The 12,952-nt window shown below is 52.7% G+C and carries 14 protein-coding genes; 6 read left to right on the forward strand and 8 right to left on the reverse strand.

Features of this window, described 5'->3' with window-relative positions; genetic code table 11:
- Positions 1–21 precede the first annotated feature (21 nt).
- A complete protein-coding gene (locus POG22_RS05600) occupies positions 22–660 on the forward strand; it encodes an ABC transporter ATP-binding protein (protein WP_063719219.1) in 639 nt (212 codons plus the stop codon).
- An 89-nt stretch (positions 661–749) separates the two neighbouring features.
- Here the strand turns inward: POG22_RS05600 and POG22_RS05605 are convergent, their stop codons facing one another.
- The 5 genes from POG22_RS05605 to POG22_RS05625 all read right to left on the reverse strand — a co-directional run bounded on the left by POG22_RS05605 (position 750) and on the right by POG22_RS05625 (position 5,821).
- The gene (locus tag POG22_RS05605) at positions 750–1,172 is read right to left on the reverse strand and encodes a hypothetical protein (RefSeq protein WP_498904066.1); all 423 of its coding nucleotides are present in this window, start codon (positions 1,170–1,172) and stop codon (positions 750–752) included.
- Positions 1,173–1,974: 802 nt separating this feature from the next.
- Positions 1,975–2,196: a hypothetical protein gene (locus POG22_RS05610; RefSeq protein WP_498904068.1), complete on the reverse strand. Its 222-nt coding sequence runs from the start codon at positions 2,194–2,196 to the stop codon at positions 1,975–1,977.
- A 289-nt stretch (positions 2,197–2,485) separates the two neighbouring features.
- Positions 2,486–3,190, reverse strand: coding sequence for a peptidoglycan-binding domain-containing protein (locus POG22_RS05615; RefSeq protein WP_498904069.1), 705 nt, complete (start codon positions 3,188–3,190; stop codon positions 2,486–2,488).
- 386 nt (positions 3,191–3,576) lie between these two features.
- Entirely contained in the window at positions 3,577–4,563 is a 987-nt protein-coding gene (locus tag POG22_RS05620; RefSeq protein ID WP_498904071.1) for an RNA-guided endonuclease InsQ/TnpB family protein, read from the reverse strand.
- A gap of 145 nt (positions 4,564–4,708) precedes the next feature.
- Positions 4,709–5,821, reverse strand: a complete 1,113-nt coding sequence (locus tag POG22_RS05625) for a YdcF family protein (RefSeq protein ID WP_498904072.1) — start codon at positions 5,819–5,821, stop codon at positions 4,709–4,711.
- Positions 5,822–6,123: 302 nt separating this feature from the next.
- Here POG22_RS05625 and POG22_RS05630 point away from each other — a divergent pair, with 302 nt between their 5' ends.
- From POG22_RS05630 to POG22_RS05650, 5 genes are all read left to right on the forward strand, one after another.
- Complete coding sequence (locus POG22_RS05630; RefSeq protein ID WP_498904073.1) at positions 6,124–6,891, forward strand: pentapeptide repeat-containing protein; 768 nt, start codon at positions 6,124–6,126, stop codon at positions 6,889–6,891.
- A gap of 136 nt (positions 6,892–7,027) precedes the next feature.
- Entirely contained in the window at positions 7,028–8,626 is a 1,599-nt protein-coding gene (locus tag POG22_RS05635; RefSeq protein ID WP_498904075.1) for a serine/threonine-protein kinase, read from the forward strand.
- A 114-nt stretch (positions 8,627–8,740) separates the two neighbouring features.
- The gene (locus POG22_RS05640) at positions 8,741–9,529 is read left to right on the forward strand and encodes an SAM hydrolase/SAM-dependent halogenase family protein (protein ID WP_063715863.1); all 789 of its coding nucleotides are present in this window, start codon (positions 8,741–8,743) and stop codon (positions 9,527–9,529) included.
- Entirely contained in the window at positions 9,529–10,149 is a 621-nt protein-coding gene (coaE, locus tag POG22_RS05645; RefSeq protein WP_498904078.1) for a dephospho-CoA kinase, read from the forward strand. The genes POG22_RS05640 and coaE overlap by 1 nt, the downstream gene beginning before the upstream one ends.
- A gap of 18 nt (positions 10,150–10,167) precedes the next feature.
- A complete protein-coding gene (locus POG22_RS05650; protein WP_498904080.1) occupies positions 10,168–10,746 on the forward strand; it encodes a tetratricopeptide repeat protein in 579 nt (192 codons plus the stop codon).
- A gap of 55 nt (positions 10,747–10,801) precedes the next feature.
- On the opposite strand, the gene rfbD is transcribed toward POG22_RS05650, so the two are convergent.
- From rfbD to POG22_RS05665, 3 genes are read right to left on the reverse strand one after another with little or no spacing between them, the layout of a single operon-like run.
- Positions 10,802–11,680: a dTDP-4-dehydrorhamnose reductase gene (gene rfbD / locus POG22_RS05655; protein WP_063715860.1), complete on the reverse strand. Its 879-nt coding sequence runs from the start codon at positions 11,678–11,680 to the stop codon at positions 10,802–10,804.
- Positions 11,680–12,228 carry a dTDP-4-dehydrorhamnose 3,5-epimerase gene (gene rfbC, locus POG22_RS05660; RefSeq protein WP_498904082.1) on the reverse strand — a complete coding sequence of 183 codons (549 nt, stop codon included), beginning with the start codon at positions 12,226–12,228 and terminating at the stop codon, positions 11,680–11,682. Before rfbC ends, rfbD begins: the two co-directional genes overlap by 1 nt.
- Positions 12,229–12,927: a class I SAM-dependent methyltransferase gene (locus POG22_RS05665; protein ID WP_498904084.1), complete on the reverse strand. Its 699-nt coding sequence runs from the start codon at positions 12,925–12,927 to the stop codon at positions 12,229–12,231.
- Positions 12,928–12,952 lie beyond the last annotated feature (25 nt).

The raw sequence follows: 12,952 nt of genomic DNA on the forward strand, positions 1-12,952 counted from the left end.
TGACGTGCGATCGCTCTCTTCATGCTCCATATCAAAAATCTGAAATACCATCCTCCCGCCAGCCACGCCGAAATTCTGCGATCGGTGAACTTCGAGATTTTACCGCAACAGTTAGGGTTGGCCATCGGTCCTAGCGGTTCGGGGAAAACCACGTTACTCGAAATTCTTTCGGGATTGGCAGAACCCACGTCGGGACAAGTTTTGTGGCGCGATCGCGAACTGCTTCCCGAACAGTTGCGACAACTGGCGGGGTTAGTGTTTCAATTCCCCGAACGTCACTTTTGCGGGAGTACGATTCTCGAAGAGTTACGCCTCGGACATCCCGAAATCGGTTCCGAGCAGATTAAAGTGGCCTTAGAAGAGGTCGGATTGAGCCATTTGTCCCTTCAGGCGTCTCCTTACGCCCTCAGCGGCGGGCAGCAACGCCGTTTAGCCTTGGCGGTGCAACTCATCCGCCAACCGCAAATTTTACTTCTCGACGAACCCACAGCGGGTTTAGATTGGTCGATGCGCCGCCAGTTGGTGGCGTTGTTGGGTAAGCTCAAGCAACATTGGAGTTTGCTGGTGGTAACGCACGACGCGGGAGAACTCCTCGAAATTGCCGATCGCTGCTGGACGATCGATCGCGGAAAACTTCAACAATTGACCGTTAATACTTGACAGTCGAACTCGAAATGTTTGGAGGGAAATTTAATCGCTCACAGAGATTTGGAGTCGAGTTATGATTCGTTTTTGATTCGGTAGACTTATCAAGAGTGAGTCTCCAATTTATTGATTTTTTGAATTAAAGATCGAAATCCATTTTGTTTTAGAATTCGATCTAGTTTTATCATTTCAAACTGGGTTCCCATCATAACTCTACCGGGAATTTTATGTCTTAACTTCAAAATTTCAAGATTGGATAAATTGACGATCGCACCTAGAAATTTCGCAGCCATCAAAGCTCGTTTTCCAGATTCTCGAACTTCAAGATACCAAATCCCATATTCTCTTAGAAGGACTTGACGTATTTCTTCTGGTGCAGCTCCTTTTCCATCTTCTTCAATTTCAATATTACATACAGGACAACTATAAGATGCAAACCATAAAAGTTCTCCATTAAAAACTGATTGTCCGACTCGAATATCGATAGTATTCTTACAAGAATCACACTGTCTTTTTAAGATTGTCATTAAATTCAAAAAATCATTACTATTCAGGGAGTAGTAGAGGCCGCAGAGAAGGAGACTCAGAAGGGTGCATCTCAGGGCTCTTCCGAACTTACTATGCAAGAAATTGCTAAAACCCTTACAGAGTCTAACTTTTCGCTTAAACTTATAAAAAGAGAGCTGAAATTGCGAAATCCCTTTTCAGAGGTCGGCTACAGGCATTTACCCTACATACCAGGGTCGGAAGAGCCCATCTCAGCTTTTGTAAAAATACGACTCTGGGGTAGGTTGGATTGAGCGAAGTCGAAACCCAACAGCAGCTAAATCGAGGATTCAAGCTTGCTTCCGATCGATTTACATTTTTGAGATGCACCCGACTCAGAACGCAGAACCTAAATCAAGAAATCAAGAATCTTACGTCTTTGACAACGTAGAGTCGCTACGACTGTCAACATATGTTCGACGAATTCACTGCCCGTCGCTAACTGATACGGAATCCGAATTTCAACGCTTCGATTTCGCTCGCTTCGACTCCGCTCAGCGTTGAGTCCGAGCGGAGTTGAGGACTCAAATACTGGTTTTGCCCAACCCGACAAGTCCCTCTCTATCCCCCCAACCCCCCTTTGAAAGGGGGGCTAAGGGGGGATGTGGTGAAGACTTCTTGAAACCGAGCTTATCGGATACGGATTCCGTATGAGAACCAAAACTCAAACCTCTTAAGTTGAGAGAGAGACGCCGAATCGAGCGATCGCTCTGGGAAAATTGTTAGGAGTCTGTAGAGCTGCACTCACCATAAATGCTCGAACGGAGGTTGACGAAACTCAATCTAGCTGAGTTTGCGGATAACGGGATAGCCGCTACTGTCATCGCGAGAAACCACGAGCGATCGAAGGCTGCGATAGACATCGATATTCGAGGGTTGCGAGCTAATTTGGGTGGGATTGGTGACGCGATAGATCTGTCCTTGAAACTGGGCGATCGAGTTGCCATCTCTCGGTGGAAGAGGCATCGGTTGGCTGGGGTTGGGGGGGTTGGGGCAGGTTGCCATTCGGAAACTTCTGAACTCGTCTCTACTTTAAGGATAAGTAGAAACGCTCCAGGCTTCCGCGATCGCTGTCCCCGCCACTTGTAGAGATTCATCGCCTTTTCTCGTGACACCATCGCCATCGATCGATCGATCGCAATTCATCGGAGGATGCGATCGCGATCGCACTTCCCCCGCTGGTGACAGCCAAAAACCCCGCCGGAACTTTGTAGGCGTGGCCTCCTACGTTCTGACGGGATTGAGTCGAGCGGGCCTTCGTGCTAGACGATTCGACGATCGAGCCTCGATCGAACTAGACGTTCGCCCACATTTCACTGAGTTTGTTGAGAACCGGAGTCGGATTCCAGGGTTCGACTTCTAAACCCAGTTGTTTTTGAGCTTCCACCACGCCTGCCATGGTTCCCACACCATAAATCCCATCGATGGGGCCAGTGTAGTAGTACGGCTCTTGAGCTAAGTACTCTTGCAGGCGAACTGTTTCGTCGTAGGTCAGACCGGTATCGGGGTAGGTGACCGGCTGCGTGCTGGTGTCGGGATATTGAGCGTAGCCGAACAACGCCGAATCGGTGTTCGGACCGACGACGCCGTCAACCGCCAAGCCGTAATCGTATTGGAAATCCTTCACCGCTTGAATGGTGATCGGCCCGTAATACCCCGTCGAGTTAACGCCGTGGGGGAAGTAACCCAAGGCTTTCAAACGGTCTTGGATGGCGACGACGTAGTAGTAGTCATAGCCCGAGACGTGTTCGACGGGTTCGGAGTAACAGGGATCGTAATCGTAATAGTAATCGCAGTATTCGTACTCGTACTCTTCGTAGTGGTAGTACGTTTCGGTGTAACAGCCGTAAGAGGCTTCGGCTTTCGGCTGTGGAGCTGCCACGAGTGCTAACGCTAGTGCGACGGGGGCAGCCGCCATGATACTGGGTTTGAAAACAACGTTGGGCGTCGTTTCCGATTCGTAAGCTAAGTACAGTTGAGTGTAGGCTAAGCTATCCATAAACTCACCTTCAATCAGTTTGCTGAGTGTCGTATATTTTTTCTCACCATAACCCAAAAAAATCGCTCGTGGGTAGTTTATTGGGATTTTGTTGGTGTTTTTGCTTTAATAGCGAGTTTCTTCGCCATCTCATCAAATTTTTGGGCTGAAATTCACACGATAAACTTTCCCCTATTGAGTCTTCGGAGTTTGAGGTGATAAGCGGATTTTATGCCCGGTCAAAACCCTTGCTGTAGGGGCGTCATGGCAATGCGCCCCGGTTCGATTTCGTATTATTCATAACAAATTACACCGTAATCTCAGGAGACCCCCCTATTCTGGGTTGCAATTTAGGGGATCGCGGGTCGGTCGCATTGAGTTTCGTCTTCATTGACATACTCACCGCCCTAGAAGGGCGATGATTCCTGCTCTAGAGCAGTTACTGGTTCAGCGACACCACTTACTGACTCAGGTTTCCCTTTATCAGCAGAGATGGAAGTCTCCCCAGTCGTTCCCTCTTTCGAAGCAGTTTTCGGATGCCCTCCGATACTGTTCGATCGTTCCATACCTAGAATTTCCATCCCTCGCTTGAGGATATTTAGTGCGGCGTTTTTGTCGCGACACATCTTGATTCCGCAGTTCGGGCATTCATGAGTCCGGGTGCTAAGCGACTTTTTGGCTCGATGCCCGCAATTGTGGCAGTCTTGGCTGGTGAAAGCCGGATTGACGGCTACCACGGCTTTGCCCCAAACTTGCCCGTAGTAGTCTAGAAAATCAGTGAACTGACTCCAGGCTGCATCGGAAATAGATTTTGCTAGATGATGGTTTTTGACGAGGTTTCGCACTTTTAAGTCCTCATACACCACGACATCGTTAGATGACACGAGCGCCCGAGCGAGTTTTATCGCCCAGTCTTTACGCTGGCGGTAGACGGTTAGGTGCTGTCTGCCGAGTTGTCGGCGGATTTTGTGATAGTTAGACGACTGTTTTTTGCCCTTTTGGTGTTGGCGACTAAGACGGCATTGTAGCCGCTTTAATCGCTTCTCCGATTTCCTGAGATATTGAGGGTAGATGACAGCATTGTCGTTTTGGTCTTTGATGAAAAACTTAAGTCCTAAGTCAATTCCGATCGCGTTTCCCGTATAGGTTCCGGGTTCTTTTCGCTCGAGATCGAGACCAAACTGCGCGTAGTAGCCATCGGCTCGACGAACGACTCGCACTCGATTAATTTTGCTGCGAAGAATGTCTTCTCTAGCTTCACCGTTATCGAGTTGGGTCTTGCGACAGGATGTAAAAACACCGCTTAGCCTGGGTTGCGGTGGGATCGATCTCGCTCGAGATTCGAGCGTTACAGTTGTCAGACACAGAGCTTTCGCCATAAAACCCAGCAACACGATCTACGATGGTGTTGCACTCGAGGGTGTGATACGACGGCCGAGACGGCGATCGCTCGATCGAGGTGGTTTCGGCCGAACGCTCGGCGACTTTATCCAGATTTACGGTTGTTGACCCCTAGTTTACCCTCGAATCTCCGTAATCTCACCGAAGATCGCCAAAAATTTCTGTTAATTTTTTTGAATTGTCGGAAGTCGAGTTCGATAGGCTCTGCCGTTCGCCCCCCGACTGTAGCGTCGCGTCGCGGCATTGCAAGCAAACAAACTCGGCCGGTGCCAACCAACCTCGCAAGAAGTAATAGAGCGTCGTGAGGTATTCGTCGATCAGTCGCGTCGAGAGGGTCAATCCTCTGGCACTCGGCACGACGGAGGCTAGGGTCACGTCGAGCCGTTCGGGATTCGACGGTTCGAAGGTGACGAAATCTCCCGGTCGGGGAACGACTTCGATGTTTTCTCGAGCAAAGGCCGTGACCGCTCGATAGAGGGATAAGGCGGAAGTCACGACGAAGACGCGCGGCTCGAAGTCGTTTTCCTCAATAATTTCCGAGACGGCTAAGACGCTCTGACGCAGGTTTAGAGCGGTGTCTTCGAGGATCGCACGGTCTTGGGGAATGCCGAACTGTTCGACTAACAGATCGCGCACGATTTCCGCTTCGCTGATTTCTTGTTCCCGCACTTCTTCGGGGAAGTCGTAGCGCTGTCCGGCACTAATAATGATGCGGGTGGCGGTACTGTTGTTATAGAGCTGAGCGGTATACGAAATGAGGTTGCCGTTATCGCTCAGTTGAATGTGTCGGCGATCGAGAACTTGAGGTTCGACGGTTTGCTGGGCAACGAGAACGATGGTCTCTGCCGTGTCTGTGGCGGTCGTTTCGAGGAGTTGGATGGCGTTTCGTTCGATCGATCTTTGATAGAAAAATTCTGAAAAAAGTGGGGTACTGAATACCCACAGCAACACGAACGCCGCGTAAATCTGATTGCGAGAGGTCCTCGAGATCGCCACCCCTCGAATACCTTTGAGAGACTGAGCGAGTAAAATCCAAATCAAACCGACCGGTTGAAACGGGAGAGAGAGAATCGACCAGGCTAGGGTCGCCGTGCGATCGCTAGGATCGAACCACACCAATATGATAAAAATCACGATCGCCAACGAACCTAAAAACGTAAAGTACGTTTTAGGAACGATTTTCAGAAAAACGTAAAAGGCTATAATGAGAACGAGCAGCCAGAGCAGGACTCGCGTGAGAACTAAAAACATCTCGCTCTCGGATCTCCCATAAGAACGGTTTCGACGACGACCGACAACCGAGAAAACACGGACGCGCAAGGCGGATTCGGCCATCGCATCCAAACTTCCCTAGAATAACAGATAGAGACGAGGCGATCGCGCTAAAACAATCCCATTGGGTCGCACGCGTTAACGCCCGAAGAATTGTGAATTTAAATTGCGTCTTTTGACTTATTGTTTCAATTTTAATAAATTCTTTAGAACTGGCATAAAAATTCGCTAAAATTTCCAACTTGGGATCGAATATTTTTCCCATGCATGGGATCTAGTCGATGAAAGTCAGTCACCTCCTCAGAAGCTACGAAGCAGGAACCACCCACTTTAGCGGTGTCGACCTACAAGGCGCGAATTTACAACACGCCACGTTCATCGCGGTGGATTTTACAGACGCCAACCTCATCGGTGCCGACTTGGGGCGAGCGTTCCTGACGAAAACCGTCTTCAACGGCGCTCGTTTGAACTGGGCAGATCTGAGCTACGCCAAACTCAGCGACAGCCAACTCGTCAAAGCCGATCTCACGAAAGCCAGCCTGAAGGGGGTCTTTGCGGTCAAAGCGACCCTCGCTCGGGCGCGGCTGAGCGGTGCCGATCTCGAAGGGGCGAACCTGCGTGGTGCCGATCTCGAAGGGGCGAACCTGCGCGGTGCCGATCTCAAAGGGGCGAACCTGCGCGGTGCCAATCTCAAAGGGGCGGATTTTCGCTGGGCGAACCTGAGTGGCGCGCGACTGAGCGGAGCCGTGTTAAACGAGGCGCGGTTTGCCGGGGCGAAGTTATGCGGGGCGTACCTCAACGGCGTAAACTGGGAGGGAGTCGAACTCTCTGGTGTCGATCTCAGTGCAGCCAAACTCAGCGGTGCGAATCTCAACGGTGCAGATCTCAGTGCAGCCAAACTCAGCGATGCCATTTTGCAAGGCGTAAAACTTCTCGGTGCGAACCTGCACGGGGCGAACCTCACGGGAACCCGGTTCGATCGCTCCGATTTATGGCCGGCGACCGCGTTCGAGTCCCAAGAGTTCCTGCACACCTCTCGAGTCCGGTGAGTAGGTTTTATCGAATACGGAGAGCGCGATCGTACATATCGTACATAATGATTAAGAGAGGCGGGGTTGAAAGGTCGGCCGACTCCCCCCGTCTGAGACGATCGCGTTCCGAACCCCTCGACTTCCGACATCGTTCATGCGTTATTGCGTCAATCCCGCCTGTCCGAGTCCCGAAAATTCCGACTCTAACGAGCAGTGCCTCAGTTGCGGTGCGAACTTACTGCTCAACAGACGCTATTGTGCGGTTAAAGTCCTCGGACAAGGTGGGTTTGGCGCGACGTTCGCCGCCCGTAACGTCGCGCTTCCCGGCGAACCCATCTGCGCGATCAAACAGCTACGGGTCGCCTCGAACAATGCCAACGCCATCGAACGCGCCCGCCTTCTGTTCGAGCGGGAGGCGACTACCCTCGGGAAAATCGGCAACCATCCGCAAGTCCCCACGCTCCTCGACTACTTCGAACTCGACGGACAGTTTTATCTGGTTCAAGAGTACGTTAAGGGCTTGACCCTCAAACAGGAAGTCAAACGGTCGGGCTGCTTCGATGAATTTCAAGTCCGAGCCGTTCTCGACGAAATCCTCGAACTTCTGAAATATTTCCAGTCTCAAACTGTCATTCACCGCGACATCAAACCCGCAAACATCATCCGCCGCAGCCTCGATAACCGACTCGTAACGATCGACTTTGGGGCGGTGAAAGACGAAGTCAGCCATACGGCTATCCTCGATCCCGACGACCCGACTCCTAACACCTCCTTCGCGATCGGAACGCCGGGATTTGCGCCCCCGGAACAGATGGCCATGCATCCGGTCTACGCCAGCGATATCTACGCCCTCGGCGCGACCTGTTTGTACCTGCTCACGGGGAAATCTCCCCGTCGCTTGGGGTACGATCCGCTCACGGGCAGTATTTGCTGGCGCGATCGCGTTCGGGTCAGCGACAACTTGGTTTACGTCCTCGATAAAATGCTCCAACCCGTGTTGGCGCAACGTTACCAAGCCGCTGAGGAAGTTCTCGCCGACTTACACTACCAACCCACGCCAGAAGAAGCGATCGAGGTCGCGCCCCCCCAGCCTCAACCCGCTGTCGAACCCGACGTCGAACCGCTCGAGGAGACGACGCAGCCCCCCCAGCCCACGCAGGAGGCGACGAACTTTACGTCTACCGAACCCCTTGACGCGACAAACCTTACCGATACTCGCCTGCACCGATCCCCACGAACTTCGTTTCGCAGTCGCCTGCGCGATCGCACGACCGCCTCTTCGTGGAACCGCTCTCAGAGCAACCGCCGCGCTCAGGGGGAAAAACTCACCGCCGAAGAACTCAAGACTAATTACTTTAAAGGACGTCGCGACTTCGCCAACCGCAATTTAAGCGGGGCGGATTTGCAACGGTTCAATTTAGAAGGCGTCAATTTCAACGAAAGTAAACTGGTCAAAACGAACTTGCGCGGGGCGAACCTCCACAAAGCCGATCTCAGTCAGGCGGGGATGAACCACGCCATTCTGCGGGATGCCGATCTCAGCGATGCGTTTATGAGTTACTGCAACCTCGCCGGGGCGGATTTGCGAGGTGCCGACCTGACGAACGCTTATCTGACCTACGCCAACATTACAGGAGCCAACCTCTGCGGGGCGAACCTCGCGAACGCGAAAGTCACTCAGGAACAACTGGCGTCGGCCAAAACCAACTGGCGCACGATCCTCCCCGATGGGAAACGAGGCTTGTTTTCTTGAGGGGTTTTTTCTACTGTTTGAATTGGGTTGGGGCAGTTCGACGGTACACGCTCGCCACAACGTTAGGAATTCAACGAACACGACAGCATTTCAAAGATCGATCGAAGGAGTCTTATGTTTTCTAGACGACATTTAACTTTACTGACGGATTTCGGGTTGCGCGATGGCTACGTCGGCATTCTCAAAGGGGTTATCGCCAAGGTCGATCCGACAGTTTCGGCGATCGATATTTCTCACGATATTACGCCTCAAGACGTGGCCGCTGCCCGCTTTTGTCTGGCGAACGCCTATCCCTATTTTCCCAAGGATACGGTTCACGTGGCCGTGGTCGATCCGGGGGTGGGAACGCCGAGGCGGGGCATTGCCGTACAACTCGAGGACGGCTATCTCGTCGGGCCGGACAACGGTATTTTCGATGGCGTGTTGAGTCAACATCGCGTCGTGTCGGTCGTCGAACTCACCGAACCGAAGTACTGGCGCACCGATCGCCCGAGTCGCACCTTTCACGCCCGCGATATTTTCGCACCGGTCGGGGCTCACATCGCGACGGGAGTTCGGGTCGATCGCCTGGGAAAAGCTGTCGATCCCGAGAGTTTGGTGCGGTTGTCCGTCGGGGAGGCGCGGGATACGGGCGGTGAAATCGAGGCGTGCGTGCAGTATTGCGATCGCTTCGGGAATCTCATTACGACCGTTCCGGGTGAATGGGTCGAGGGCAAAACTTGGCACGCAGTCGTCGGAACGCAGCAGGTTCCCTACGGCGAAACCTACAGCGATGCGAAAGCGGAAGGAACGGTGGCGTTGGTGGGCAGTCACGGTTGGGTCGAAATCGGGGCCGATCGCGCCAGTGCTGGCGATCGCTTGAACGCTGGGTTTGGCGACGCGGTTCGCATCGTCTATCGTTGATGGTTCGACGGCGCGTTATTGGTTTGACGGGCGGCATCGCGACGGGTAAAAGTACGGTCGCGGTGTTTTTACAGGAGACTTATGGGTTTGCCGTTCTCGATGCGGACGTTTACGCGCGGGAGGCAGTCATGCCGGGGTCTGAGGTGTTGCAGGCGATCGCCCGTCGTTACGGCTCTGAGGTGTTGCAGGCGGACGGAACCCTCGATCGCGCTCGATTGGGGGCGATCGTATTCGGAAATCCTCGGGAACGGCAATGGCTCGAAGGTCGAATTCACCCGTTCGTGCGCCAGCGTTTCGTGGCGGAGATCGAGCGGCGCGAGGAGACGGTGGTGCTGGTAGTGCCGTTGTTATTTGAAGCGAACATGACGGATTTAGCGACGGAAATTTGGGTCGTGGCCTGTTCGCCGGAAGAGCAACTGGCACGATTGAGACAGCGGAACGGCTACAGTGAAGAGGAGGCGCGATCGCGCATCGAGGCACAACTGCCGTTGGCGTACAAATGCCAGCAGGCCGATCTCGTTTTGGATAATTCTGGCGATCGCCGAGTCTGGCAACAACAGATCGATCGCTGGCTTCGAGACGATCTGAGGGGTTTAGAAGCGATCGCCCCCCGTGTGTGAGTTCAACGCTGTAACGACATGATGAGACGGATAGGAGTGTTGGCGATCGTGGCTGCGATCGCTGCTGGGATGGGAATCGAGGCTAAGGTCGCCCTGGCGCGGTTCGGAACGCGGCCGACTGGAAGCGATGGAAACGAGAGGGGTTCGACGGCTGGGGAAACTGACGCGATCGCCCGACGGCGATCGCCCGAAGCGCTGGTGACAGAAGGGGAACGCTTGGTGATGCGCGGTGAAGTCATCGAGGCTATCTCTCTCTACGAAGAAGCTCAAGCGCTCCATACTTTTTTCAGCGTCGGGGCGCAGTCGTGGAACATACTGTGTTGGTACGGGAGTTTGTGGGGACACGCGGAAGAGGTTCTCGAGGCTTGCGAGCAAGCCGTCAAACTCGACCCGGACAACGTCGAAATTCGCGACAGTCGCGGTTTGGCGCGGGCGTTAGTTGGGGATACGGACGGAGCGATCGAGGATTTTCAAGCCTTTGTGGACGCTAGCGAGAACGAACCTCGACGTTTTCAACGGCAAAATTGGATCGAGATGTTGCAAGCTGGGGAAAATCCGTTTACGCCGGACGTTTTGCGAATGTTGTTTATCGATTGACTCTTTCCTGATTCAATTGAGTTCGAGTACGACTGCAAAAACTGTAAGGGTTTACCTATTCTATCGTCGGCTTCAACGCCGCTAACATCTGACGCAGTCCCACTCGCCAATGGGGTGCAAAGGTTCCCAACACTCCTTCGAGTTTCTTTCCCGACAAGACCGAATACGCCGGACGTCGAGCTAGAGTCGGATATTCCGCCGTGGTAATGGGAACGACTCGCTTTAATTTCAACGGAAATCCTAACGCTTCGGCTTCCTCGAAAATCGCTACGGCGAAATCGTACCAACTGGCGACGCCGCTGTTGGTGAAGTGGTAGGTTCCCTCAATATCGTAGTGGTTCGTCACGATTTGCGCGATCGCGTTGGCGATGTCTCCCGTCCACGAGGGAGTCCCCACTTGGTCGGCGACCACGCGCACTTCTTCGCGGTCTTTCCCCAACCGCAACATCGTTTTCACGAAGTTTCCCCGACCGCCGACCCCGTACACCCAAGCCGTTCGCAAAACAATGTGAGACGCGTCGCTTTGCAAGACTTCCACTTCTCCGGCGAGTTTCGATTTCCCGTATTCGCCGACGGGATTCGTGGGGTCAGTCTCGGTGTAAGGACGGCTGTGGTTCCCGTCGAAGACGTAATCTGTCGAAACGTGCAGGAGTGTCGCGCCTTGTCGCTGCGCCGCTTTCGCGAAAACCCCCGGTGCGATTCCGTTGACGGTTTGTGCGAGTTCCGGTTCGTGTTCGGCTTTGTCTACGGCGGTGTACGCCGCGCAGTTGACGATAACGTCCGGTCGAATTTCGGCGACGACTGGGGGAATGCTGCGGGGTTGGGACAAATCCAGGCGATCGCGTCCGACTCCAACCACCTCAGCCACGGGGTCGAGGACGCGTTGCAACTCCCACCCCAACTGTCCGCTAACACCAGCGATCAGAACTCGCATTATTCGTAGACCTCCGCTGTTTTGAAGGAAACACCTGCTTTATCTTTTTGAGATAAAATCGGCTCGGTTGCGCCAAGTTGCCAGTCGATCGCCAAATCGGAATCGTTCCAAGCAATACTGCGTTCGTGGTCTTTGGCGTAATAATCGGTCGTTTTGTACAGCACTTCTGCGACCTCCGAGAGTACCGAAAATCCGTGTGCGAATCCCGCTGGAATCCACAACTGTCGCTTGTTGTCCGCACTCAGTCGATATCCGACCCACTGTCCGAACGTCGGCGATTTTTTGCGAATATCGACCGCCACGTCGAAAATTTCTCCCATGCAGACGCGAATTAACTTCCCTTGTGCTTGTTGGATTTGATAGTGCAGTCCTCGCAACACGCCGTAGGTCGATCGCGAATGATTGTCTTGAACGAAGTTCGTTTCGACGCCTGTTTTTTCTTCAAAAATACGTTGGTTAAAACTTTCAAAGAAAAAGCCGCGATCGTCTCCAAAAACACGAGGTTCGAGGAGTAAAACTTCTGGGATATCGGTTTGGATGACGTTCATTTATTGACGAGCGAGAACAACGAGGTTGGACACAGCACCGAGAAATTTAGGCTGAAACCAGCTTACACGATATCGTGTATTTTTTTCGAGCAAGACGTTCCAAATTAATCGAGCTAAATCTCTTTGAGAAAGCAATCTTAAATTTTTTTCTTGCGCCCAAAAGGTTAAGCCTAAAATATTTAATATAGTACGGTGGTGTCGGCGAGGCAACCAGTGAACGATGGGAAGTTTAGTGTGGAAATCTAACCAGTGGTAGCGATTGGGAGTTGCGACGAGAATTCCCGATCCGAGAGATAGCAAATCGCGAAGATATTGAAGTTGTTCGGGTTGAGACCCTACGTGTTCGATGACGGCTGAAGAGGTGACAAAGTCGAGTTTAGAAAACTGCTCGAGTTGAGGTGGAAAAGGGACGACTGTTAAGCCTGGAAATTGCTGTTCGAGATGTCGAATTTCTTCGGGAGAGGTGGCGTAAACGGTGGCGCCGTCTTCGAGAAGCCAGCGAATCCAGCAGTTACTATCGATGCGATCGGTGTCGGGAGTCGCGCCGTGGTCGAGAAAAACTTTACCCGAAACGCCACCGATTTGTTGTGAAAACCAATCGTAAATTTGGCGGCGAATTCGCAACGAAGATTTCATGCGAAGTTTGTCCAGCCACGATATGCGATCGCCAAAATAATCGTATTCTCGAACTTCAGCCATATCCGAACGCTCGCCTCGCGTCAAA

This window comes from Geitlerinema sp. CS-897, assembly GCF_028368005.1.
In the GTDB taxonomy this organism is placed as follows: domain Bacteria; phylum Cyanobacteriota; class Cyanobacteriia; order Cyanobacteriales; family Geitlerinemataceae; genus Baaleninema; species Baaleninema simplex.

Excerpts from the sequence above, each read along its gene's own strand:
- POG22_RS05600 (WP_063719219.1), top strand. The coding sequence starts at position 22 with ATGCTCCATATCAAAAATCTGAAATACCATCCTCCCGCCAGCCACGCC.
- POG22_RS05605 (WP_498904066.1), bottom strand. The coding sequence starts at position 1,172 with ATGACAATCTTAAAAAGACAGTGTGATTCTTGTAAGAATACTATCGAT.
- POG22_RS05665 (WP_498904084.1), bottom strand. The coding sequence starts at position 12,927 with ATGGCTGAAGTTCGAGAATACGATTATTTTGGCGATCGCATATCGTGG.
- rfbC (WP_498904082.1), bottom strand. The coding sequence starts at position 12,228 with ATGAACGTCATCCAAACCGATATCCCAGAAGTTTTACTCCTCGAACCT.
- POG22_RS05615 (WP_498904069.1), bottom strand. The coding sequence starts at position 3,190 with ATGGATAGCTTAGCCTACACTCAACTGTACTTAGCTTACGAATCGGAA.
- coaE (WP_498904078.1), top strand. The coding sequence starts at position 9,529 with ATGGTTCGACGGCGCGTTATTGGTTTGACGGGCGGCATCGCGACGGGT.
- POG22_RS05640 (WP_063715863.1), top strand. The coding sequence starts at position 8,741 with ATGTTTTCTAGACGACATTTAACTTTACTGACGGATTTCGGGTTGCGC.
- POG22_RS05650 (WP_498904080.1), top strand. The coding sequence starts at position 10,168 with ATGATGAGACGGATAGGAGTGTTGGCGATCGTGGCTGCGATCGCTGCT.
- POG22_RS05630 (WP_498904073.1), top strand. The coding sequence starts at position 6,124 with ATGAAAGTCAGTCACCTCCTCAGAAGCTACGAAGCAGGAACCACCCAC.
- rfbD (WP_063715860.1), bottom strand. The coding sequence starts at position 11,680 with ATGCGAGTTCTGATCGCTGGTGTTAGCGGACAGTTGGGGTGGGAGTTG.
- POG22_RS05625 (WP_498904072.1), bottom strand. The coding sequence starts at position 5,821 with ATGTTTTTAGTTCTCACGCGAGTCCTGCTCTGGCTGCTCGTTCTCATT.
- POG22_RS05610 (WP_498904068.1), bottom strand. The coding sequence starts at position 2,196 with ATGGCAACCTGCCCCAACCCCCCCAACCCCAGCCAACCGATGCCTCTT.
- POG22_RS05635 (WP_498904075.1), top strand. The coding sequence starts at position 7,028 with ATGCGTTATTGCGTCAATCCCGCCTGTCCGAGTCCCGAAAATTCCGAC.